Source organism: Xanthomonas sp. LF02-5 (genome assembly GCF_034105325.1).
In the GTDB taxonomy this organism is placed as follows: Bacteria; Pseudomonadota; Gammaproteobacteria; order Xanthomonadales; family Xanthomonadaceae; genus Xanthomonas_A; species Xanthomonas_A sontii.
This window is the reverse complement of the sequence record NZ_JAXGGF010000006.1, coordinates 224,392-247,045: the sequence shown is the minus strand read 5'-3', so window position 1 is coordinate 247,045 and position 22,654 is coordinate 224,392. Positions and strand designations below refer to the sequence as shown.

General features: G+C 66.5%; 24 protein-coding genes and 1 pseudogene. 15 read left to right on the top strand and 10 right to left on the bottom strand.

Going from position 1 to position 22,654, the window contains the following annotated elements; genetic code table 11:
- The first annotated feature begins 39 nt into the window (after positions 1–39).
- The 4 genes from SLW52_RS16650 to SLW52_RS16635 are packed head-to-tail and all read left to right on the top strand — an operon-like array spanning position 40 to position 4,371.
- Positions 40–1,578, top strand: a complete 1,539-nt coding sequence (locus SLW52_RS16650) for a hypothetical protein (protein WP_320740745.1) — start codon at positions 40–42, stop codon at positions 1,576–1,578.
- On the top strand, positions 1,578–2,822 hold the full coding sequence (locus SLW52_RS16645; protein WP_320740744.1) for a hypothetical protein: 1,245 nt from the start codon (positions 1,578–1,580) through the stop codon (positions 2,820–2,822). The genes SLW52_RS16650 and SLW52_RS16645 overlap by 1 nt, the downstream gene beginning before the upstream one ends.
- Entirely contained in the window at positions 2,819–3,802 is a 984-nt protein-coding gene (locus SLW52_RS16640; RefSeq protein ID WP_320740743.1) for a hypothetical protein, read from the top strand. Before SLW52_RS16645 ends, SLW52_RS16640 begins: the two co-directional genes overlap by 4 nt.
- Complete coding sequence (locus SLW52_RS16635; protein WP_320740742.1) at positions 3,799–4,371, top strand: hypothetical protein; 573 nt, start codon at positions 3,799–3,801, stop codon at positions 4,369–4,371. The genes SLW52_RS16640 and SLW52_RS16635 overlap by 4 nt, the downstream gene beginning before the upstream one ends.
- A 4-nt stretch (positions 4,372–4,375) precedes the next feature.
- On the opposite strand, the gene SLW52_RS16630 is transcribed toward SLW52_RS16635, so the two are convergent.
- Complete coding sequence (locus SLW52_RS16630) at positions 4,376–4,786, bottom strand: hypothetical protein (protein ID WP_320740741.1); 411 nt, start codon at positions 4,784–4,786, stop codon at positions 4,376–4,378.
- A 726-nt stretch (positions 4,787–5,512) separates the two neighbouring features.
- On the opposite strand from SLW52_RS16630, the gene SLW52_RS16625 reads away from it, so the two are divergent.
- The gene (locus SLW52_RS16625) at positions 5,513–6,337 is read left to right on the top strand and encodes a hypothetical protein (protein WP_320740740.1); all 825 of its coding nucleotides are present in this window, start codon (positions 5,513–5,515) and stop codon (positions 6,335–6,337) included.
- A gap of 50 nt (positions 6,338–6,387) precedes the next feature.
- Here the strand turns inward: SLW52_RS16625 and SLW52_RS16620 are convergent, their stop codons facing one another.
- Positions 6,388–6,594, bottom strand: a complete 207-nt coding sequence (locus tag SLW52_RS16620) for a DUF4224 domain-containing protein (RefSeq protein WP_320740739.1) — start codon at positions 6,592–6,594, stop codon at positions 6,388–6,390.
- A 538-nt stretch (positions 6,595–7,132) separates the two neighbouring features.
- Here SLW52_RS16620 and SLW52_RS16615 point away from each other — a divergent pair.
- The 5 genes from SLW52_RS16615 (at position 7,133) to SLW52_RS16595 (ending at position 9,796) form a co-directional block, all read left to right on the top strand.
- Positions 7,133–7,675, top strand: a complete 543-nt coding sequence (locus SLW52_RS16615; RefSeq protein ID WP_267083918.1) for a DUF6680 family protein — start codon at positions 7,133–7,135, stop codon at positions 7,673–7,675.
- A gap of 311 nt (positions 7,676–7,986) precedes the next feature.
- Positions 7,987–8,910 carry an arginase gene (gene rocF / locus SLW52_RS16610; protein ID WP_026144365.1) on the top strand — a complete coding sequence of 308 codons (924 nt, stop codon included), beginning with the start codon at positions 7,987–7,989 and terminating at the stop codon, positions 8,908–8,910.
- 142 nt (positions 8,911–9,052) lie between these two features.
- Entirely contained in the window at positions 9,053–9,205 is a 153-nt protein-coding gene (locus SLW52_RS16605) for an entericidin A/B family lipoprotein (protein ID WP_017908941.1), read from the top strand.
- Between the two features lie 55 nt (positions 9,206–9,260).
- Positions 9,261–9,395 carry an entericidin A/B family lipoprotein gene (locus SLW52_RS16600; protein WP_026143575.1) on the top strand — a complete coding sequence of 45 codons (135 nt, stop codon included), beginning with the start codon at positions 9,261–9,263 and terminating at the stop codon, positions 9,393–9,395.
- A 185-nt stretch (positions 9,396–9,580) separates the two neighbouring features.
- The gene (locus tag SLW52_RS16595; protein ID WP_010341025.1) at positions 9,581–9,796 is read left to right on the top strand and encodes a CsbD family protein; all 216 of its coding nucleotides are present in this window, start codon (positions 9,581–9,583) and stop codon (positions 9,794–9,796) included.
- 70 nt (positions 9,797–9,866) lie between these two features.
- On the opposite strand, the gene SLW52_RS16590 is transcribed toward SLW52_RS16595, so the two are convergent.
- On the bottom strand, positions 9,867–10,781 hold the full coding sequence (locus SLW52_RS16590) for a hypothetical protein (protein WP_267083917.1): 915 nt from the start codon (positions 10,779–10,781) through the stop codon (positions 9,867–9,869).
- A 156-nt stretch (positions 10,782–10,937) separates the two neighbouring features.
- Between SLW52_RS16590 and SLW52_RS16585 the strand changes: the two genes are divergently transcribed.
- The 3 genes and pseudogenes from SLW52_RS16585 to SLW52_RS16575 form a co-directional block, all read left to right on the top strand.
- Positions 10,938–12,230 carry a tryptophan--tRNA ligase gene (locus SLW52_RS16585; protein WP_267083916.1) on the top strand — a complete coding sequence of 431 codons (1,293 nt, stop codon included), beginning with the start codon at positions 10,938–10,940 and terminating at the stop codon, positions 12,228–12,230.
- Positions 12,231–12,656: 426 nt separating this feature from the next.
- A complete protein-coding gene (locus tag SLW52_RS16580; protein ID WP_267083915.1) occupies positions 12,657–13,589 on the top strand; it encodes an MBL fold metallo-hydrolase in 933 nt (310 codons plus the stop codon).
- 107 nt (positions 13,590–13,696) lie between these two features.
- Positions 13,697–13,807: pseudogene (locus tag SLW52_RS16575) on the top strand (peptidase); the annotation flags it as partial.
- Between the two features lie 381 nt (positions 13,808–14,188).
- On the opposite strand, the gene SLW52_RS16570 reads toward SLW52_RS16575, so the two are convergent.
- Together SLW52_RS16570 and SLW52_RS16565 are read right to left on the bottom strand one after the other, a co-directional pair.
- Positions 14,189–14,770 (bottom strand): hypothetical protein, encoded by a 582-nt coding sequence (locus SLW52_RS16570; RefSeq protein ID WP_267083914.1) that lies wholly within the window; start codon positions 14,768–14,770, stop codon positions 14,189–14,191.
- Between the two features lie 472 nt (positions 14,771–15,242).
- On the bottom strand, positions 15,243–15,656 hold the full coding sequence (locus SLW52_RS16565) for a Rap1a/Tai family immunity protein (protein WP_267083913.1): 414 nt from the start codon (positions 15,654–15,656) through the stop codon (positions 15,243–15,245).
- A 122-nt stretch (positions 15,657–15,778) separates the two neighbouring features.
- On the opposite strand from SLW52_RS16565, the gene yedA reads away from it, so the two are divergent.
- Positions 15,779–16,675: a drug/metabolite exporter YedA gene (gene yedA, locus SLW52_RS16560; protein ID WP_148829938.1), complete on the top strand. Its 897-nt coding sequence runs from the start codon at positions 15,779–15,781 to the stop codon at positions 16,673–16,675.
- The gene (rarD, locus tag SLW52_RS16555; RefSeq protein WP_320740738.1) at positions 16,672–17,589 is read left to right on the top strand and encodes an EamA family transporter RarD; all 918 of its coding nucleotides are present in this window, start codon (positions 16,672–16,674) and stop codon (positions 17,587–17,589) included. The genes yedA and rarD overlap by 4 nt, the downstream gene beginning before the upstream one ends.
- A 99-nt stretch (positions 17,590–17,688) precedes the next feature.
- Here rarD and SLW52_RS16550 read toward each other — a convergent pair whose 3' ends face one another.
- The 5 genes from SLW52_RS16550 to SLW52_RS16530 all read right to left on the bottom strand — a co-directional run bounded on the left by SLW52_RS16550 (position 17,689) and on the right by SLW52_RS16530 (position 22,449).
- Positions 17,689–18,831: an alpha/beta fold hydrolase gene (locus SLW52_RS16550; protein ID WP_320740737.1), complete on the bottom strand. Its 1,143-nt coding sequence runs from the start codon at positions 18,829–18,831 to the stop codon at positions 17,689–17,691.
- 150 nt (positions 18,832–18,981) lie between these two features.
- A complete protein-coding gene (locus tag SLW52_RS16545; protein WP_320740736.1) occupies positions 18,982–20,292 on the bottom strand; it encodes an ABC transporter permease in 1,311 nt (436 codons plus the stop codon).
- A gap of 64 nt (positions 20,293–20,356) precedes the next feature.
- On the bottom strand, positions 20,357–21,514 hold the full coding sequence (locus SLW52_RS16540) for an FtsX-like permease family protein (protein WP_152246529.1): 1,158 nt from the start codon (positions 21,512–21,514) through the stop codon (positions 20,357–20,359).
- Positions 21,515–21,527: 13 nt separating this feature from the next.
- Positions 21,528–22,217: an ABC transporter ATP-binding protein gene (locus SLW52_RS16535; protein WP_017908954.1), complete on the bottom strand. Its 690-nt coding sequence runs from the start codon at positions 22,215–22,217 to the stop codon at positions 21,528–21,530.
- A 61-nt stretch (positions 22,218–22,278) separates the two neighbouring features.
- Entirely contained in the window at positions 22,279–22,449 is a 171-nt protein-coding gene (locus tag SLW52_RS16530) for a hypothetical protein (RefSeq protein WP_153752516.1), read from the bottom strand.
- Positions 22,450–22,654 lie beyond the last annotated feature (205 nt).

Here is a 22,654-nt window from a genome sequence, read left to right as displayed (position 1 = left end):
CAGGTCCGCCAAGTGCGGGCCTTCTGCTTTGGAGCATCCATGACCATCACCGCAAACGATCGCCGCAAGGCCTACCAGGGCAACGGCGTCGCGACCGATTTCACCGGCCCGCGAGCTTTCTCCGCCAGCCACCTGCAGGTGTTCGTCGGCACCGATCCGAACTACGCGCTCATCCCCAGCTCCCAGTACACAGTGACGGGCGTAGGCGTGGCCTCGTCGCAGACCGTCATCAAGTTCAACACCGCACCGGCGGCGAACGCGGACATCTTGATCCTGCGGCTGGTGCCCTACGACCAGCCTACCGACATCACCAATCAGGGCAGGTTCCTGCCGGAGCTGCACGAGGGCGCATTCGACTACCGCGTGATGCAGATCCAGCAGCTGGCCGACGGATCGCTGGTGCTGGTGCTGGACCCGGATTCCGGCCAGTTCGTGTGGGATGCGAAGGGCATGCGCATCGTGCGCGTGGGCGACGGCATCGCGGAGCAGGACGCCGTGAACATGCGCACGCTCTACACCTACGTCGAGCAGATCCAAAACGGCGGCGGATCTGTCGGCGTCGCGCCGCGCAGCTGGTCCTGGCTAGGAGACGGCACCACCGTCGACTTCCCGATCCCCGGTGCGGATGTCGGGAACTCGCTGTTCTACGATTCAGCGATGGAGCGGACAGCCGGCGCCGCCGACTACCGCGTGTTGCGGCCCGAGGAGGATTTCACCGTCGTGGTCGGCGCGGACACCACCGAATCGATCTTGCGATTCGCGGTGGCACCGGCCGCTGGACTGCACGGCTTCACGGTCCTGCGCGGCTACGCGCGGCCCTACACCGGGCCATCGCCGATCACCACCACGGCGCCAAGGATCATCACGGGTATCGAGGGTGACACTATCGTCGACGGATCGTTCCAGAACTCGCTCATCATCATTGACACATCCGTCGATGTGGTGCTGACCGTGCGTGCGAACACAGGCGCGGCGAACGACTGGAGGGATGGCGAATACTTCAGCGTGCTGCAGCTCGGCGTGGGCAAGGTGAAGCTGGCCGTGCAGGCGCCTGGGACGCTGCTGCCGTCGCCGGGTTTCGTCGCCGAGACGCGCGGGCTGGGCAGCATCATTAGCGCAACCTGCATGCAGGCAAGCGGCGGCAGATGGGCGGTTTCCGGCGACCTCTTGCGGCCGGCCGTCTCGGGCGACGTGCAGTGCTTCGATCTGCCCGACGCCACGGCGCTGATCGGAACCAACATCGACGCAGGCACTGGCAAGGCATCGTTCGTCATGCCCTACGGCTTCGAGCTGCTGCCCGTCGCTGAGGGTGGAATCTACGCGTCGGTGGTCGTGGCGCAGACCGCCGGGGTCCCGCTGACCGTTGACGTCAATCGCAACGGGACGAGCATCCTCTCCACCAAGCTGACCTTCGACAACAACGAGCGGACGACCCGCCTGGCTGCAACGCCACCCGTGTATGCGTCGGGCAGTGCTGTGCTGTTCGTCGGCGACGAGGTGACGGTCGACGTGGACCAGATCGGCACGGCCGGCGCCAAGGGCCTGCGGGTCTATCTGGTGGGCAAGAGGGTGCTCTGATGAGCGTCGGAAACCTTCTGTACGATCGACCGGACCTGGACCAGACGCTCGGCGTTCTCCCGCTCCGCGTGGTCGGCATGCTTCCCGGCTACCGGCTGCTGATGCCATACGAGGGGCGGCTGCAGATCCAGAACGCGATCGGCCCGTGCAGCGTGCTGCAGATCGGAGGCGATCAGCTGCCGCCGGGCGCGATGGTTTTTGTCGACAACGCCACGAGCGAAGTGGTGGTGGCCTGGCCGGCTTACAGCGCCAACGTGACGCCGCTGTTCAATCCAGGCCTGGAGAACGGCAACCTGGGAGGCTGGAACATCACCCTGAGCGGCCAGCAGTCGGCGTCGCCCAAGGCGATCGAGGTGTCAACCGCCCGACCTTTCGCTGGGCAATACAGTGCCTACTACCTTGGCGAAACCGGGGTCGGGCACGCCGGTGGCATCGAGGCGCTGTGGACGAACACCACGATCGGGCGTTGCTACCCGACCCAGGTTGTCGTGGCGAGCGCGATGATCGCGCTGGACGACACCGACAAGTCCCAGAACCGCGGCAACGTGCGGCTCATCTGGCAGGACGCCGACGGCAACGTGCTGCGCACCAGTCAGGGCAACTTGATCCGAGGGAACAATAGCCGATACCAGGAATCACGGGTAAGCGCGGCGGCGCCGGTGGGTGCGTCACAGGTTCGCTTCGCGGTGTGGACGACGGCCAACTACAGCGGTGGTGTTCGCTTCGATAATGCGATGTGGAACCTTCCAACCATAATAGGGCTGAACGAAGATCGGCAGTTCTACATTCAGTTGCGGGTACGAGATTCCGCTGGACGCGAAGCACTCTGGGCCGGGTACATCGGCGAACAGGCCCTCTACTACACCACGCAGCTGTATCCCATCGTCATGCCTGCGGATGGCCTGCAGGCAGGTACTGGCATCACTGGCGGTGTTGTCCGTGTTCCGCCTACCTACCAATTCATGGATTCGTTGGGCAATGCGTCCTTAACCATTCTGGGAGGCGAGCTTCGGCCGCTGGTCCGGGCCTATACCGCGTGGCCGCCGGAAGCCGTAAGCACCTCCATGACCATTCTGACCGGCGAAATCCGGCAGATTTTGAAGTCCTACACCATCCCGCCGGAAAGCGTGACACCGGCCATGGCGATCACTGGCGGCGAAATTCGCGCCATCCTTGTGCAGTACACCATCCCGCTGGAAAGCATCACGCCTGCGGCAACCATCACTGGAGGAACACTCGCATGATCAACGTAGATTTGGAAATGAAACTGGCCGGCCGCTTCAAGGTGGAAGCGTTCCGCGCAGATGCCGATGGAAACGAGATTGCCGGTAGTCGCCGGGTGGCCGCCGACTGGTTTTCCAATCTCATCACCAACGCTGGCCTGAACGAACTGGGCGCAACGGCAAACTGGGGTGGCCTCAGCAGCGGGCAGATTTTCTTTGCCTGCGGCGTCGGCTCCGGCAGCACGACCCCTGCATTCACCGACACGGCGCTGGTCAGCCAGGTGGCGCGCAGTTCTACCAAGCAGTCGGATACCAACGGCGCACAGGGCGCTGCGCCCTACTTCGGATGGCGCCGAATCACCTACCGCTTCGACGCGGGCGTCGCGGCGGGCAACTTGGCGGAAGTTGGCATCTTCACCGACGCATCTGCGGGCGTTTGCTGGTCGCGCGCGCTCATCCTGGACGGTAGCGGAAACCCCACCACGATCACCGTGCTGCCGGACGAGATCCTGGATGTCACCTACGAGTGCCGGAATTACCCGCCCACTGCCGACGTTCCGTGGTCGGCAACTATCTCCGGCGTTTCTTACAGCGGCATCGTCCGCGCCCAGAGCGTGACGGACAACAGTTACACCGGCCTGTGGGCGCCTGGCGCATGGATTGGGTCAGGTAGTTTTGGCGTCATGGTCAATACGCCCGCCGGCAATGGCTATTGCCAGGCCTACTCGACGCAGACCCTTGGCGATATCACTGGCAGTCCCGCCGGCACCGGTTTCCCGGCACAGACCGGCAGCGCCAGCGCGTATGTCAACGGCAACTATTACCGCGACCACACCGTGATCTGGGACGTGACGCGCGGCAATGCGCCTGGGGGAATCGGATCGTTCCGTTTCATGTCGATCATGGGCTCGTTCCAGATGAGCGTCACCCCGGTGATCCCGAAGGACAACACCAAGACCATGAGCATCAACGTGCGCGTCTCCTGGGGGCGCTACTCGTGATCCCACAGAACAGGCTGTCTACGCAGCCGATCCAGTCCAGCTTCGTGGAGCCGGTCAGCCGGCGCACGGTCCCGCTGAAAGATTACGAGCGTGGTGGGCGCGCTCTACAGGACGGCAGCGCGGGCATAGACGTGCAGCTGTGGACCGTGGAAGTTATCGGGAACGATGTGTGGCTCTCGGCCGAGACGGTCGCCCCGTTCGTGTACTTCAGTCGCCCGAACATCAGCGAAGTGGCGCTGGCTTTCGACCAGAACATGGTGGCTTACATCGCCTTCGTGCAATCCGGCGTGGCCTGGCTCTACTGGTTCGACACCGCGGTGAACGCCATGGTGTTTTCGTCCTTCCCCGGCATGGTGACGCCGCGCCTGGCCAACGATGAAAAGCGCCTGGTGGAGTCGAACAACAGCGACGTGATCCTTGCCTACGTGAGCGGGAACAACCTGTGCTTCAGAGCGCAGCGCGAACGATTCCAGACCGAGCACGTTTTGAAGACCGCAGTGGGCGGGACGCTGGTGGCGGTGGGGATGAACCGCGGCAATCGTCTGCAGTTCCAGCTGTTCCCAAACTAGCGCGCTACTCTTGCCGCAGCTCGGCCTCGCGGATCCGGCGTAGGCCGCTTGGGCTCGCCTCAGCGCGGCGCAGGAGGGAGAGGAAGACCATCGTTCCCAGCGCTAGGCCAGCCAGGTATCCCGCCAACGCGCCGAACGAGGTGTAGGCGCCGTCCTCGTCCACACGGCCCCACGAGCCGGGCGCCCATGCCAGCATGTCCGCTGCGCCGAGCGCGGCCACCAGCACGATTCCAGCCCAGGCCAGGCCGAGGTAGACGTAGCCGGCCCATCGGCGGAACCAGGAGGACGTAGGGAACGGATGCACCGCGGCGGCGACGGTGGCCTCCCACAGGTGGATAGCCACCACGAAGTGCATCGCCGGCAGCAGCACGGCCAGGCTGCCAGACGCGGCAATCACTTGGGCAGCTTGCTGCATGGCTCTGGTCCTTCGTGGCCGGTGGGAAGCGATGGATACCACACGGCCGCGCCTGGCGCGAGGACCAGACATTTCCTACACCTCGCCGCGGCACCGTCCGATAGCGCCAGTCCGGCGCCGGCGAGATCCTGACCATGCCGGACGCGGGCGCCAGTGAGGCCGCTCAACCCGCGCGACGCCTGAGCAGCGTCAATCCCGGCATCCTGAGCGCTTAAGGCTGGCGTCTCGGGCTATGCGACGGCCGCGTATAGCATCGCTGGCATGCGCTACGAACTGCCTCCTGACTTCGAGTGGGAACCTACCAACCGATGGGGGCAGGATTGGCTTCGGTGCGGGACGCGGATCGTGGCCGGAGTCAGCCAGACAGCCATTTATGGAACCTGGATTGCTTGTGTGAACAGGCATGATGATTCGGGCATCTCATATCCGCACGCCTATTTCCGCAGCCGAGAGGCCGCAATGCGTTCGATAGAGCGCTGGGCCTGCGCCCACGCTACACGGCTACGGCAAGAGCTTCAGGCGGGTCTCCAACCTGCCGGGGTGATGCAGCCTACGCGCGAGGAGAAGAGGTTGGAAAGGGCGTTGCGGGGCTAAAACTGCTTCGCCAGTCCCTGCAGGACTTGCCCCTGCCAGCCGCAGGTAGGCCGGCACCGCATCTGTCTCCGCACGTCGTTCAGGCTGTTGCTATGCTCGGGCGGCCAAAGGTGGCGCTTATGGGATGGAGCGATGGAAGAGACACAGGGAGACTATGATAGGGAGATTGCCCTAGTCCCAATCCGCTATGACGGCGGGGATGCCGCCCAGCACAGCATTGAACTCAACGTCTTAGGAGAGTCCTTGCAGGGCATGGCCAGGATCTTGGCCGTCACCAGCAATTTCGTCGTGACTGGCGAGTATGCAAAGCAGTACCAGGCTATGAACGTCAGGGTCTTGGTCAACGAGCCGAGAGCCAACTGCTATACAATGGAAGCAGTAATTCAGTTCGCACAGCAGCAGCAACTGTTCAGCGGTGTCGCCGGTCCAGCAATAGGAGCACTTCTAGCCTGGGTGTTCAGCCGTGCAAGCGGGAAGAGAGAAGAAATGAAAATGCTCAAAGATGCCTTGGACAAAGTCCTGGCGATGCAGAGCAGTAATCAGGACAAGCTTCACGCCACGCTCGAAAAGATGGCGGATTCGCTGCGCCCGGCGGTTAGGCAAGCTGTTGCTCCTGTAGGTAGAACGTGCACCACTATGACTGTCGCAGGCCGATATGTAATTGACGAGCCGACTGCAAGAGCCATACGTGAGGACGCTGAGATGGAAGTGGGTCCTGAGCGCATGTGGGAGCTTTCCATCTCCGAATACGATACAGAGAATGGCACCGCCAAAGTTAGATTGACAGATGACGACTCCAAGCGCATAAAAGCGAAGATTACTGATCCTGCTGGAGCTGCTATTCCTAACCCTTACGCCGCAGCTTTAGCAAGCGCTGCGCTGATCAAGGTGAGCGGAAAGGCTCTAATGAAGGATGGCGAGATAGATACTTTGTTTATCAGTAATTTGCTTTCTTAGATGCAGCCACAACCCCGCTCCGGCGGGGTTTGCCTTAGGGGTGCAGAGCGCTATGGAGCCTTGTTCGACTTCCACTCGGGAATGGCGGGCTTCTGCTTCTCTGTCGGCTCAACCGCAGAGCGCAAAACCACTGGCCAACCATATGCGTCTAGGTAGTGCCGTATCCCATTCTGCTGAAGGAACCTAGCCTGCCGGGCACGCTGGGGCGAGCGGCAAAGCTCGGCTATTTCGTCGCGAGATAGGCAAAGCTGAGGCATCGTTACTCCTTGATCGTGTCCGCAGTGCCAAGAGTGCCACTCATTCAGCCGATCTTGCTCTTCCTGAGCGCCGCCACTTGGTCGATCCGGACTACGCGATCAGGCATGGCCGGGCTCACGAAAGGCACACGGCACCCCTCCAGCCCTTGTGGCGCAAGGGGATTCGTGTCCGATAAGCGGCACCATCTAATCCCCTGTAAAACAAAGGTTTGCATCGTGCAAGCCTTCGCCGTCCCTGCTTGTTCGCCGGCTTCGTGCCTACTCAGTGCCTACTTGTTCGTAGCGTTCGCGGTCGCCGCGGTCCTTGCAAACAGTAGGTTATCCGCTCTGTTAAGATAAGCGGCACCATTGATTTAGGTAAAAAAGTAGTGCGTGCACTCCGTAAGCGCGGTTTCCCACTTGATCCGCAGTGCGCGCCGCGGAGCAGTATTAATCAGTGAGGCGTCGCTAAATTGGCACTCCTGCATGATTCTTCCTAAGATTGTGCCGGACAGCGCTAAGCTCTGGCTTGCCATAATGTAGCTACGGGGAAATTACAGTGAAGGTAACAATTAGCGATTGGCTTATTATCTTGGCGACAGTGCTTGGCCCCATTCTCGCTGTGCAGGCTCAAAAATGGGTGGAGCGGAAGCGCCGCGTTTCCGACATGCGCTCCTGGATATTTACAACATTGATGACGACGCGCGCTAATCGACTGACTGCGCCTCACATTGAAGCGCTGAATTCGATCACGATCGCTTTCAATGACAGTGGTAGGAGGCTACGCTCCAGGAAGTGCCAATTGGTTCTGGACAGATGGCGAGAGTACATCGCCCATCTGAACATTAGGCTTGGGGGTGATCGCGATGAGCTAATCCGGCACAACACCCAGCTTGTCGAGCTCTTTACAAATCTTCTTGAATCCATGGCAGCGGAACGTGGGTTTGAGTTCGATCGCGTCGAAATTGCAAACGGTGCTTATCACCCGCAGGCCGTCGTGGATAATACGGAAATGGGAAGCGCGGTGATGGAGAACGCTCTCAGAGTTCTGAGAGGCGATCAAGCTATTCAGATCTACGTCGGCGGGCAGCAGCCGAGCTAATAGCTCATCTCTACCCAACGAAAAGAGTTGCTTATTGGTTGAGTGCATCATGCCAGCATGGTCCGAAGTGGACAGTGACTACTCCAATTCGCGCCGCTTGAGGTGGAGCACACATGCCTGTTGCCAAGGTTGCCTTACTGCAATGCACCGCTGAACTCTTGGTTCTACGTCAGCACAAACTCCGGCCCTGCATTGGGTAAGTCTCGCAGGCACTGATGCTGTCTAGCACCGCCCCGCCTGCTGCGACGCGGCGAGTCGTGACATGCCGGTCCCGCTAGACTGGGTCACTTTTTTGGCTGGAGCGTATGCGCATGAAGTCGTCCTTTCTGCCGGTGTCCCTGATCGGCGTGCCTACCGACATCGGGGCCGGCCATCGCGGTGCGCGCATGGGGCCGGAGGCACTGCGCATCGCCGGCCTGCACGAGGCGCTGGCCAATCGTGGCGTGGAGGTGCGCGACATCGGCAACATCGATGGCCCGCGCAATCCCTGGCAGGCCCCGGTCGACGGCTACCGCCACCTGGACGAGGTGGTGGCCTGGAACCGCGCGCTGATGGAGGCCAGCTACGCCGAGCTGCGCGCCGGGCGCATGCCGATCGTGCTCGGCGGCGACCATTGCCTGGGCATCGGTTCGATCACCGCGGTGGCGCGGTACTGCCGCGAGCAGGGCCGCAAGCTGCGGGTGCTGTGGCTGGACGCGCATTCGGACTTCAATACCAGCGAGGTCACGCCGTCGGGCAACGTGCACGGCATGCCGGTGGCCTGCCTGTGCGGGCTGGGCCCGCAGGCGCTGACCGAGCTCGGCGGCAGCGCGCCGGCGCTGCGCCCGGAGCAGGTGCGGCAGATCGGCATCCGCTCGGTCGACCCGGACGAGAAGCGGCTGATCAAGCAGCACCGCGTCGACGTGTACGACATGCGCTACATCGACGAGATGGGCATGAAGCGGACCATGGAGGCGGCGCTGGACGGGCTGGACGCCGACACCCATCTGCACGTCAGCTTCGACGTGGATTTCCTCGACCCCAGCATCGCCCCGGGTGTCGGCACCACCGTGCCCGGCGGCCCCAACTACCGCGAGGCGCAGCTGGTGATGGAGATGATCGCCGACAGCGGGCGCATGGCCTCGCTGGACATCGTGGAGCTGAATCCGGTGCTGGACCACCGCAACCTGACCGCGGAGCTGGCCGTGGACCTGGTGGAGAGCCTGTTCGGCAAATCGACCCTGATGCGGGACTGAGCGACGCGGGCTCACCCTGAATGGGGCGCCGGTTCATTCACGTGAAATCCACAGTCGTGACGGCAGATTCACCCCCAGACGGTAGCGCGGCGACGCCTATCGCCGCCCACCCCGACCACCTGCGATTGCCGAGGACGACCCGATGAAGCGACTGACCACCCTGTTGATGCTGACCCTGTTTTGCGCTGGTGTGCTGACCGGCTGCAACACCGTTGCCGGCGCCGGCAAGGACATGCAGAAGGCGGGCGAGAAGGTGGAAGACACCGCCAAGGATTGCAGCGCGGGCAAGTGCTGAGTTTCGCGCGGCCTGCGTGCCGCGTCCCATGACCAAGTAAGCAAGGAGTGAACCTATGAAGCGTACGTTTGCGTGGATGCTGCTGGCGATGTTCTCGGTGGGCCTGCTGGCCGGTTGCAACACCGTTGCCGGTGCCGGCAAGGACGTGCAGAAGGCGGGCGAGAAGGTCCAAGACGCCGCCAAGAACTGAGCCTCGTCTCGGTGACCAGAAACGGGCCGGCTTGCCGGCCCGTTTTTTTTGCGCGGCTGCCGACCACCACGTAACGGTTCACGATGCTCATGCATCGCTGACGCTGCGTTGATCGGTTCGCGACGCAGGCCGCGCAATGCTGCGTGGGCGGCGTACGGCGCCGCTTACACATCACGAGAGATGCCATGAACAAAGACATCATTGCCGGCAAGTGGACCCAGCTCAAGGGCAAGATCAAGGCGCAGTGGGGCGACCTCACCGACGACGACTTCGACGTTGCCGAAGGCAACACCCAGTACCTGGCCGGCAAGCTGCAGGAGCGCTACGGCTGGGCGCGCGATCGCGCCGAGAAGGAAGTGCACGCGTTCCGCGACAGCCTGGGCAAGGAATACCACGACTGAGGCGCACACCGCCGCAGCGTCGTCGACACGGGCCGCATTGCGGCCCGTGCTTTTTGCATGCGCGGGAAGTTCAGCGCTCCGGCGGATCGGGCACGTAGTCGCCGGGAAACGCGCTTGGCGCAACCGCCACGCGCCGCGGCGGCAGGTTCCGCGGCAGCACGCCGCGTGCGATCAGCCGTGCGCGGCTGTCGTAGCGCAGCTCGGTCCGTTGCATCGGCACGTCGCTGGCGCGCTCGAATTCGGTGACGCGCGAGGGCGACCACTCGCGCGCGCCGTGGCCGGTGCCTAGGCGCTGCTGTACGCGGGCAGCGGAAGTGCCTTCGCGTGCATACGCGCGTGCATACGCGCGTGCGTCCGCGGACGGTGCCGCCGCGAGGGGCGCGGCCGCACTGCGTTGCGGGACGCCGGCGGCCGCTGCCGGTGCAGGCAGCGCGTCCGGCGCCGGGACGCCGGGCGTTGCCGCGCGCGCTGCTGCGTTGGCAGCTCTCTCGGCGTCGACGCCTGCGTCCCCCGGGACGGTATCGGGCCATGCCCGCGTTTCGTCGAACACCGCCATGCCGATCACGCCCACGTTGCGCGGACGTCCGGTGCGTGCCGCATAGCTGTCCTCCAGGTCGGTGAACACGAACTGCGCCACGTCCTCGGACGATTTGCGCCACCCGGCGATCTCGGTTTGTTGCCACGGCGCCAGCACATAGCCGCGCTGGTCGCTGGCCGCGGTCTGGCCACTGACCGCGTTGACGCCGTCCACCGACAGCACCACCAGCACCCGCGCGCCGGTCAGGTTGGTCAGGCGCAACGCGTAGCGGTGGCCGGGCGTGGCGGCGATCCAGCGCTCGCCGCGCCAGGCATGCGCGGGCAGCGGATCGTCGCCGGCATCGCGATCGATCACCTGCAGCTGCACCGCCGGCGCCGAGGCCGGTGGCGACGGCCATGGACGAAAGCCGCACAGCCCGCCGATGCACAGCAGCGCGAAGGCGAGCACGGCGAGGGAACGGGAACGGCGGGGCAGGGAAGGAGCAGGAACGTGCATCGCGGCGACTCCAGGACGGGGACGCCGGATTGAACGCACCACGCGCCGGAACGGGGTTGTCGCGCAGCGGGTAAACTCGCCGGGTTTCCCCCTGACCGTCCATTCCGCATGACCACCCGCGTTCTCACCGGCATCACCACCTCCGGCACGCCGCACCTTGGCAACTACGTCGGCGCCATCCGCCCCGCGCTGCAGGCCAGCCGGCGTCCCGGCATCGAGAGCTTCTTCTTCCTGGCCGATCTGCACAGCCTGATCAAGGCGCAGGACCCGGCGCGGACCCAGCGTTCGACCCTGGAGATCGCGGCGACCTGGCTGGCGGCGGGCCTGGATCCGGCGCAGGTGTGGTTCTACCGCCAGTCGGACGTGCCGGAGACCAACGAGCTGACCTGGTTCCTGACCTGCGTCGCCGGCAAGGGCATCCTCAACCGCGCGCACGCCTACAAGGCGGCGGTGGACAAGAACCGCGCCGACGGCGAGGACGACGATGCCGGGGTCACCGCCGGCCTGTTCATGTATCCGGTGCTGATGGCCGCCGACATCCTGCTGTTCAAGGCGCAGCAGGTGCCGGTGGGCCGCGACCAGATCCAGCACATCGAGATGGCGCGCGATTTCGCGCAGCGCTTCAATCACGTCTACGGCCGCGAGCACTTCGTGCTGCCCGATGCGCTGATCGACGAGCAGGTGGCGACGCTGCCCGGGCTGGATGGGCGCAAGATGAGCAAGAGCTACGACAACACCATTCCGCTGTTCGCCCCGCGCGAGGAGCTGAAGAAGCGGGTGTTCGCCATCGTCACCGATTCGCGCGCGCCCGGCGAGCCGAAGGAGACCGAGGGCTCCGCGCTGTTCCAGCTGTACCAGGCCTTCGCCAGCGCCGAGGAGACGGCCGCGTTCGCGCAGGCGTTCGCCGCCGGCATCGGCTGGGGCGAGGCCAAGCAGCAGCTGTTCGAGCGCATCGATGCCGAGATCGCGCCGATGCGCGTGCGCTACGAGGCGCTGATGGCGCGCCCGCAGGACATCGAGGCGATCCTGCGCGACAACGCGCAGCGCCTGCGCGAACGCTATGCGATCCCGTTCCTGGCCGAGTTGCGGCACGCGGTGGGCCTGCGCGACCTGTCGGCGCAGGCCGATGGCGCCACCGCAGCGGCGGCGGCCAAGCAGGCGCTGCCGAGCTTCAAGCAGTACCGCGAGGCCGACGGCCAGTTCTACTTCAAGCTGCTCGATGGCGAGGGCGTGCTGCTGTTGCAGAGCGGCGGCTTCGCCTCGCCGCGCGACGCCGGGCAGACCATCGCCGCGCTCAAGCAGGCCGCACAGGCCGAGGCGCTGCAGGCGGCGCCGGTGACCCTGGAAGCAGCGGCCGAGACGGTGCTGGCGGCGCTGGCGCGGCTGCGCGAGGCGGGCTGAGCGCTCGCGCGGCGGTCCATCGTAGAAGCGGCTTCAGCCGCGACAGGCATTCCTAGGAATGCTTGTCGCCTAGGAATGCCTGTCGCGGCTGAAGCGGCTCGGACAGGGCGGCACTAGCCTTGTCGAAGGATTGCATTGTGGGAGGGACTTCAGTCCCGACGACGGAGGGTGTCAGGCGGCGTTCGGCTTCGCTTGTCGCGGCTGCATGACGGTCGACTCCTACAGACAAGAGACGCGTTCCATCGCGACATCCGAAGCGCGTGTGTTTGCCGGCCGCATGCAGTCGGGACTGAAGTCCCTCCCGCAATGGGCTGTCGGGTCTCCAGCGTTTCCGTTATTCGTCCTCATCCGGCCCTTGCCGCACGGCACTGGCAGCATCCTCCATACCGCCTAGAATGGAGTCTCGCCCAGCCACGCTTCTGCGCCATGCCACGCGATCCCAGCATCCATCTCGTCGATACCGGCTTCCAGCGCGCGCAGTTCGATGCCGCTTACCTGATCGTGGAGAACGGGCGCGGCGCCTTCGTCGACTGCGGCACCAGCCATGCCGTGCCGCTGCTGCTGGACGCCCTGGCGCAGGCCGGTCTGGCGCCGGCCGACGTGGACTGGCTGAGCCTCACCCACGTGCACCTGGACCATGCCGGCGGTGCGGGTGCGCTGCTGCAGCACCTGCCGAACGCGCGTCTGCTGGTGCATCCGCGCGGTGCGCCGCACATTATCGATCCGGCGCGGCTGATCGCCGGCGCCACCGCGGTGTACGGCGAGGCGGAGATGGCGCGCAGCTACGGCAGCATCGTGCCGGTACCGGCGGAGCGCGTGGTGGTGGCCGAGGACGGCCATCGCCTGTCGCTGGCCGGGCGCGAGCTGTTGTGCATCGACACCCCCGGGCACGCCCGCCATCACCTGTGCGTGTGGGACGCACGCAGCCGCAGCTGGTTCAGTGGCGACACCTTCGGCCTGTCCTACCGCGAACTGGACAGCACGCGCGGTGCGTTCGCGATCCCGACCTCGTCGCCGGTGCAGTTCGAGCCGGAAGCGATGCAGGCCTCGATCCAGCGCATGCTCGGCTATGCGCCGCAGACGCTGTATCTCACCCACTACGGTCCGGTGGAGGGCGCCGAGACGCTGGCGGCGGAACTGCTGGAGCAACTGGAGGCGATGGTGGCGATCGCGCGTGGCTGCGACGGCCGTTCCGACCGCCATCGCTGCCTGGTCGCGGCGCTGACCGCGCTGTATCTGGAGCGGGCGCGGCTGCATGGCTGTCCGCTGGACGATGCCGGCGTGGAGCGCGTGCTGCACATGGACATCGAACTCAATGCGCAGGGCCTGGCCTGCTGGCTGGATCGTCCCGCGCGCTGAACGGCGGCCGGTTTCGCGCACACGAATGCGTCGCCGTGCTGTCTCCGCACGACGCCATTCTCTACACTGTGCGGCCCGCTTGTTGCCAGGTCGTGACCGTGAACCCGATGCGCATGTTGCTGCTGTCCGCTTCCCTGTTCATGGGAGGTGCGGCACAGGCGGCCAACGATGCGCTGGCCGGCGATGCGGGCGGCGACGCCGATGCCTTGGAGCGGCATGCCTTGCCGGCGAACAGCGATCCGGCCGAGGCCTGTGGTCCGGCGATGCCGGGCTGAGCGACGCCGGTCGAGCGACATACGAGTGCCGTCACAGCACGTTGGCTGGGCGGTGCCGGAGCCGTTGGCCATGGCCGGCGATACGTGCGTTGCGCTGGGTATGCGGTAGAAGGAGATCTTCGCGGGTGGCGCAAGGCCACGCGTAGAAGCGGCTTCAGCCGCGACGGGGCGTGACCGGCAATGCCTGTCGCGGTTGAAGCCGCTCTTGCGAGAGATCAGCGCGGTGTTCGGCAAGGCTGCGAAAAGCGCGCGCTAGAAGTGGCCTGAAGCCGTTTCTACCGTGCCAGGTGCGTGCGGGTGCCGCAAGCGACCATGCCGCACTGCTCAGGCAGTGGTGTCGATCAACCCGCCGACGATGCCCTGGTTGAGCAGGTCGCCGGTGACCGTGCCGCTGAGGCTGGGATCGGACTGCAGCAGCGACGACAGCTGCGGGGTCAGGCCCTGGCTGCTGAAGACGCCGGAGGCGTTGTACAGGCCCGGGGTCGACGGCGGCGCGGTGATGGTGCCGAGCAGGCCCTGGTCGTATGTCTGCGTGGCCTGATCGAGGGTGGGGTAGGGCGCGGTGCCGGTCGAGGTCGACGCGCCGGCGGTCGAGGTGGAAGTGCCGGCAGACGAGGCCACATCGCTCGGGCCGGCGCTGACGATGCTGTTGAACAGCCCGGCCGCGTTGTAGGTCAGGCCCGTGTCGGCCGGGGTGGTTCCCGCGAGGCCGCCGAGGCTGAAGATCACCGAGGCCTCGCCGGACAATTCCACCGCCTGCTGCACCGCGGCCGGATCGTTGCTGGCCACGATCGGGTTGCCAGCTTGAGCCGAACCGCTGGAGGCACTCGCTGCGGAAAAGCCATAGGGCGACGTGCCATAAGGCGTGACGGTGCCGAGCGGCGACAGTGCGGTATCGATGGCCATGGCAGTGCACAGCGAGCAGGTGTGTGTGCGTACAGATACGCCCGTGCGGCTGAACCGTCTCTTAGGTTTTTCGGGGGCTGCGGAGCGCCGGAGCGGGCTGCAGTTGCGCTGTCATGGACGTCGGCTGATCGGTGGAAACTTCAATGGTCAGAACTGCATGGAGCGGCACATTCCTCGCGCGAGGCCGATCTCGTTTCTTCGGCCAGAGCGCGGCGCGGGTCGGCCATGCACAGTGGCGGCAGCTGACGCGACGTGGTTGAGATCCTTCATCTCCGGCGCGCTGCTGGTCTGGTTGTCGACGCGCCCATGCGGACCTGCAGCGCCGCGGCCTGGTGATCACGGTGGAGCGCCGGTGCCGCTGGCGGTGGCTGCGGTGCCGGTGTGGATGCTCGTGCGGCGCCCGACGCGTAGTCGCGCCAGCGGCTTCATCACTGCCTCGTGCGCCGACGCGCCCTCGAGGCAGGCGGCGCCCTCAGTGCGATGGGCGGCGTGGCTTGGCAGGTTTGCAGGGATACCGTTTGGCCAGGGCCTGCGCGACCAGGTCGCTGGCGCGCTCGTCCAGGCGCGCGTCGGGCAGCGCGCCGAGATCGGCGACCAGGGCCTGGACATCCGGTGGACCGGACTGGCCGGCCGGTCGGCACCATTGCGCGCCCTCGCTGCCGGCCGCGATGCCGAGCATGTAGGCGGCCGCCGTGCGCGAGGACACCATGACCCGCAGTTCCTGCGGTTGCTGCGGACCCAGGTCGTCTGCCAGCGAGCCGTCCAGCGGGGCTTCCAGCAACTGATGTCCGTTCAAGTCCCAGGGTCCGGCAGGCGGGCGTGCCGCGCTGTTGCTGCTGAGCGCCGCCAGCAGGGGCAGCGCGAGCCAGGTGCGGTGTGATGTCATCCACGACTCCTTTCTCGACGAACGATCTGTACGCCGCGGCAGCGCGCCGCGCGCGGGCGAGACGGCTTGCGCGCAGACCAGGTGCTCTAGAATAGCGCCCCCGCTGTCTCTGGCGCCGTCCGATGCCTTCTGCTCCTGTCGCCGCTGCGCCTGCGCGCGGCGGCTTCGTCGTTCTCGCCCTGTTCCTGGTCTATGTCGTCTGGGGCTCGACCTATCTGGCGATCCGCTTCGCCCTGGAAGGCGGCGCGCCGCCGTTGAGCGTGGTCTCCGGCACGCGCTTCGTGATCGCCGGCAGCGTGCTGTACGCGGTGCTGCGCTGGCGCGGGGTGCCCGCGCCCACGCGCGCGCAGTGGCGGCCGCTGGCCATGCTCGGCGCGCTGATGCTGGTCTGCGGCAATGGCCTGGTGGTGCTGGCCGAGCGTCAGGTGTCCTCGGGGCTGGCGGCGGTGGCGGTGGCCTCGGTGCCGCTGTGGATGGCGCTGTTCGGCACGTTGCGCGGCCATCACGCCAGCCGCGGCGAATGGTTGGGGATCGTGGTCGGCTTCGCCGGCGTGGTGTGGCTCAACGCCGGCAGCAGCCTCAATGCCAGCCCGCTGGGCCTGGTGCTGCTGTTGATCGCGCCGGTCGGCTGGGCGTTCGGCTCGGTGTGGTCACGCGGACGCGATCTGCCGATGCCGTTCATGGCCGCCGCCGGGCAGATGCTGTGCGGCGGGGTGATGCTGGTGGCGATCGGCCTGCTCAGCGGCGAACGCCTGCACACGCTGCCAAGTACGCAGGGCATGCTGGCGGTGGCCTACCTGTGCGTGTTCGGCTCGATCGTCGCCTTCACCGCCTACGTGTGGCTGCTGCAGAACGTACGCCCGGCGCTGGCCGGCAGCTATGCCTACGTCAATCCGGTGATCGCGGTGGCGCTGGGCAGTTGGCTCGGCAGCGAACGCTTCAGCGCCAGCGATTTCGGTGCGATGGCGGTGATCCTGGCCGGCGTGGTGGTGATCACCGTGGCGAGGACCCGCCGATGACCGCGGTCGCCGCGCAGGAGGCCCGGCGCGGCCTGTGGATCACCGCGGCGACCTTCGCGCTGTGGGGCGTGGTGCCGGTGTACTGGCACCTGCTGCAGGCGGTGCCGTCGCCGCACATCATCGCCCACCGCATCGTCTGGAGCACGCTGCTGGTGGTGGCCTGGCTGGTGTACAGCGCACGTCTGCAGTGGTGGCGGCGCATCGCCGCGCAGCCGCGCGCGCTGGCCACGCTGGCGCTGAGCAGCCTGGCGATCGCCTTCAACTGGGGCCTGTACATCTGGGCGGTCAATGCCGGCCACGTGATCGAGACCAGCCTGGGCTACTTCATCAATCCGCTGGTCAACGTGCTGCTCGGCGTGCTGGTACTGCATGAGCGGCTGCGCCCGTTGCAGTGGCTGGCGGTGGCCTGTGCCGCGCTGGGCGTGGCCTGGCTGACGGTCGACGCCGGTACGTTGCCATGGATCGCGCTGGGCCTGGCCGGCTCGTTCGGGCTGTACGGCCTGTTGCGCAAGCTGGTGCAGGTGGATGCGGTGGCCGGGCTGGGCGTGGAGAGCCTGTACCTGTTCCTGCCGGCGCTGGGCTTCGTGCTGTGGGGCGAGGCCGGCCACGGCGGTGGCTTCGCCGGCGCGTGGGGCTGGCGCAACGACCTGCTGCTGGCATTCGGCGGCGTGGTGACCGCGGTGCCGCTGATCGGTTTCGCCTACGGCGTGCGACGTATCCCGCTGTCGCTGGTGGGGCTGCTGCAGTACATCGCACCGAGCCTGCAACTGCTGCTGGGCGTGTGGTTCTTCCGCGAGCCGTTCGACGCGGGCAAGGCGATCGGCTTTGCCGCCATTTGGATCGGGTTGCTGTTGTTCGCCGGCGAGAGTCTGTGGCGGTCGGGCGTGTGGCGGCGAGCGGGGAGTCGGGATTAGGGATTCGGGATTGGCAAAAGCAGCAACACAGCCTGCTGTTACGAATCCCCAATCCCGAATCCCTGCTTTCCACAGCCGAATGGCTGGTCATCCCGCCGCTCAGCCGCGGCTATCGCTCGCCGCCGGCCCACCCGTCAGCTGCAGCTCGGGGTCCGCACGCGGCGGCAGCGGCTGCGGGCAGCGGCCGCCGTGGCTCGGCGACTGCAAGTCGGCGAACCAGTCCTCCACGGTCGGCGCCAGCAGATCCAGCCGCATCGGCAGGCTCAGGTGGTTCTCGCCGGGCATCTCCAGGTAGTGCGCGCGCGGGGCGTCCAGCGCCAGCAGGCGGCCGTGCGCCACCGGGATGTGCTGGTCGGCGCTGCCGTGTAGCAGCAGCACGCAGGCCGGCGCGGCGCGCGCGGCGGCGGTGACGTCGACCTGGTCCAGGTTGAGCGCCAGGCGCTGATTGGCGTTGGCGATCACCGCATCCAGGTTCTGCCCGCCGTAGCGCCAGCGCGCCAGGTCCATCGCCGCGCTGGCCATCCAGCCGCGCGGGCGGCTGGCGAGCATGTGCGGGATCATGTCGCGGATGCCGCGGCCGGCGTTGGCGAAGGATTCCATCGCGACCACGCCGTCGACCTGATCGCCGAGCTTCTGCGCGGCGAACAGCGCGGTGGCCGCGCCGTAGGACACGCCGAACAGGTACACCGGACCCTGCACCTCGCCGCTGGCGCGCAGGGCGCGGATCACCGCGACCACGTCGTCGGACTCGCGGGTGCCGTAGCCGGCCGGGCCGCCGCCGGAGCGGCCGTGGTTGCGCAGGTCGATGCTGATGCTGCGGTAGCCGGCCTGGGCCAGGTCCAGCGACCACGGCAGCAGCGAGTCGCCGTCCATCATCCAGCCGTGCAGCAGCACCACGGTGCCGCGCGGGGCCATGTGCGAGGCGGGCGCCGAGGTGCCCACGTCCATGGCGAAGTCGGCATGCTCGTGGCCGCTGGCGTCGCGGCCGGCATGCTCGTAGCGGTAGCGCATGTGGTAGTCGCCCGGGTCGATGGCGCGCCAGAAGATCGGGATGCCGCCCGGCACCACCACGTGGCCGCTGCGGTTGGGCAGGGTCGCCAGCAGGCTCTGGATGCGCTCCTCGTCCATCAACGGCGACACGCCGCCCGGCGCGACCAGGCGGTCGCTGAGCGAGGTGGAGGAGCAGGCGCTCAGCCACAGGCTGGCGCAGAGGACGAGCAGCAGGCGCAGGCGCGAGGACATGGGCGTGGCGGCGTGGAACCAAATGGCCGCGCAGGCTAGCGCCTCGGCGGCGGCCGTTCTACCGCGTTTCGATGACGGAACGATGACGCGTCAGCCGCCATTGGGCCGGGCCGGGACAGCGGTCCCGGCCCGGCGCGTTCAGCCCTGGCGCTACAGCGCGCGCAGGGCGGTGGTGATCGGCAGCCGCGCCGCGCGCAGCGCCGGGAACAGGCCGCCGACCAGGCCGATGCCCAGCGCCCACTTCAGCCCGGTCCACAGCAGCGGCGGGGACACCTTGAACTGGAACACCACCTGGCTGAAGTTGCTGCCCAGGGTGGAGACGCTGTAGCCGTTGAAGATCGCCCAGGCGATCAGCCCGCCCAGCACGCCGCCGAGCAGCGCCAGCAGCATGGTCTCCAGCATCACCGCCACCACCACCGGCAGCCCGCGGAAGCCCAGCGCGCGCATGGTGGCGATCTCGCGGGCGCGGGTGGCGACCGCCGCGTACATGGTGTTGAGCGCGCCGAACACCGCGCCGATCGCCATGATGGTGCCGATGAAGGTGCCCAGGACCTCCAGCACCTTGCTGAGGTTGCCGCCCTGCTTGCGGTAGTACTCGCGGGTGGTGAACACGTCCAGCTTCAGCCGCGGGTCGGCGTCCATCGCCGCCTTGAACTGGCGGAAGCCGTCCTGGCCCTGGGTGCGCACGCTGATCGACTGGTAGGCGCTGCGGTTGTAGGTGGTGGCCAGGGTCTGGGTGTCGGTCCACAGCTCCGAGTCGTGCGCGTCGCCGCTGGCGAACACGCCGACCACGGTCCAGGCCTGGTTGCCCAGGGTCAGGGTCTGGCCGAGCTGCAGGCCGCGGAACTGCGATTGCGCGCCCTTGCCGACCACGATCTCGCGCAGGCCCGGTTGGAAGCGACGGCCCTGCAGGAGCTTGACCTTGTCGTGCACCGCCCAGCCCTGCTCGCCGACGCCGCGGAACTGCGCGTTGACGTCGGTGCCGTCGGACTTCGACTGCAGGTTCACCACCTGCGACAACTCCGGCGAGACCAGCGGGCGGTTCTCGGCGCCGCGCGCCACGCCGGCCAGGCTGGCGATCAAGGGCACCTGGTCGCGGGTGATGACCGAGTTGGTCTCGGCCTGCGAGCCGCCGCGCAGGACGATGGCGGTAGTGTCGTCGCCGGTGCTGTCCAGGGTGGCCTGGAAGCCCTGGCCCATCGCCAGCATCGCCACCAGCACGCCGACCACGCCGGCGATGCCGACCACGATCACCGAACTGGCGCCCCAGCGCTGCGGCAGGCTGGCGATGCCGATGCGCGCGGCGGCGAGCGACAGCCGGCCGCTGCGGGTGACCAGCAGCAGCACGGCGAGCACCGCCACCAGCGCCAGCACCAGGAACCAGGGCAGGGCGATCCAGATTCCCAGGCCGAGCGCCAGCGCCGCGATCGCCAGGACATTCCATAACCATTGCATCTTCATTGCGTTGTTCCTCGGGTCTGCGTCGCCGTCCGTGGCATCGCTGTGCTGGAGAGAAGGGGCGGGCTCAGCGCCCGGCCAGGGCGTCGACGATCTTCAGCCGCTGCGCGCGCAGCGCCGGCAGCAGGCCGACCACCACGCCGATGACCAGCATCAGCGCCGCGCCGATCAGCCAGGTCTGCAGCGGCACCGCGTGCACCGGCAGCGCGCCGCGGCTGGCGCTGGCCAGCACCGGGATCGCCGCCGCCGCCAGCGCCATGCCGAGCAGGCCGCCGAGCACGATCAGCAGCACCGACTCGACGATCACCAGGGTCAGCACGGTGCGGTCCTGGAAGCCCAGGGTCTTGAGCGTCGCTAGTTCCGGGATGCGTTCGCGCACCGCCTGCGCCATGGTGTTGCCGGTCAGCAGCACCAGGGTGAAGAACACCGCGCCCATGATCGAGGTGACGATCAGGCCGATGTCGGCGAACTGCTTGACGAAGGCCTGCTGGAATGCCGACTCGGTCTGCGACTTGGTCTCGTGGTCGGAGTTGGCCGACAGCGCATCGATCGCCTGCGCCACGCGCGAGGCGTGCTCGGGGTTGTCCAGCCGCACCGTGTACCAGCTGACCCGGCCCTTGATGTAGTCGTTGCTCTCGTCGAAGTACTTCCAGTTCATCATCAACTGGTTCTCCGCCTGCACGTTGGCGCGGTCCTTGGCGCGGAAGATCGCCTTCAGTTCCAGCGGCCAGTCGTTGCTGCCGCCGCGCGGGAAGATGGTGGCCTGCAGCGGGATCACGTCGCCGACCTTCCAGCCGTTCTTCTTCGCCAGCGCCTCGCCCACCGCCGCACCGGTGCGGGTGTCGCGGAACGCCTTGAGCTGCTCCGGCGGCATCTCGTACTCGCTGTACACGTCGAAGAAGTTCGGCGCCACCGAGAAGTTGGGGAAGAAGTCCTTGGGATCCTTGTAGATGCCGCCGAACCACATCGCATAGGTCACGTCGCGTACGCCCGGCACGCTGCGGATCTGCGCTTCCAGGCGCACCGGCAGCGACTGGGTGATCGACAGGCGCGAGGCCACGACCAGGCGGTTGACGCCTTCCACCGAGCCGCCGGCGGTGAACGCGACGCGCACCGAGTCGAGCAGGCCGAACAGCAGGAACGCGACGATCACCGAGAACAGGGTCAGCACTGTTCGCGTCTTGCTGCGGAACAGTTGTGCCCAGATCAACGAAAAATACTTCATGGCATCGCCTCGCTCAGTGCGCGGCCGGCGCGTCGGCCAGCTCGCCCTTGTCCAGGTGCACGGTGTGGGTGGCGTACTCGGCGGCCTTGGGATCGTGGGTGACCATGACGATGGTCTTGCCGTGGCTGCGGTTGAGTTCCTGCAGCAGGCCCAGCACGTCCTCGGCCGAACGCCGGTCGAGGTCGCCGGTGGGTTCGTCGCAGATCAGGAAGGTGGGGTCGGAGACGATGGCGCGGGCGATGGCCACGCGCTGCTGCTGGCCGCCGGACAGTTCGCTGGGCTTGTGGTTGCGGCGCTCGGCCAGGCCGACCAGGGTCAGCGCGATCTCGGCATTGCGCTTGCGCTGGGCGGCGCTGAGCGAGGTCAGCAGCAGCGGCAGTTCGACGTTCTTCTGCGCGGTGAGCATCGGCATCAGGTTGTAGAACTGGAACACGAAGCCGACGTGGTGGCTGCGCCAGGTGGCGAGCTGGCCGCCGCTCATGCGGTCGATGCGCTGGCCTTCGATCTCGATCTCGCCGCCGCTGGGCGAATCCAGCCCGCCGATCAGGTTGAGCAGGGTGGTCTTGCCGGAGCCGGACGGACCCATCAGGGCGACGAAGTCGCCACGGGCGATATCCAGGTCGATGCCGTGCAGGACCTGGACTTTCTCGGGGCCGCGCTGGTAGGTCTTGGTGACGTTGCGCAGGGTGACGAGGGTGGACATGGTGGTGTTCCTGGCGGTGGACGAGGTGGAGGCGATGCGGTCGCCGATGGCGGCGATGTAATTACCGTTGCTTTTGCTTTTGATTTTTCTGTTGCTGTTGCAAGTGCAGCTGCAGCGGTTGTTGCTTTTGCTGTTGCTTCTGCCGTTGCCGTTGTTCTTGCTTTTGACTTGCCGGGTTCCCTTCCGAAGCGGCGGCCAGCGCGGGGAAAAACCCCGAAGGGGCGGCGTACATGGATGTACGCCGTCCGCGGCAGGGGCAGGATGCCCCTTCCGCGGATCCCCGGGCTGGACGCGGACCCGGAGCGCGTTAGCGCGGAGGGCGCGTAGGCAGGGTGTGCTTTCTTTTGGTTACTTTTCTTTGCACAAGCAAAGAAAAGTAACTCGCCGCAAGGCGAAAGCTTTGCTCTTGCATTTGCTGCTACTGCGGCGGCCGCTGG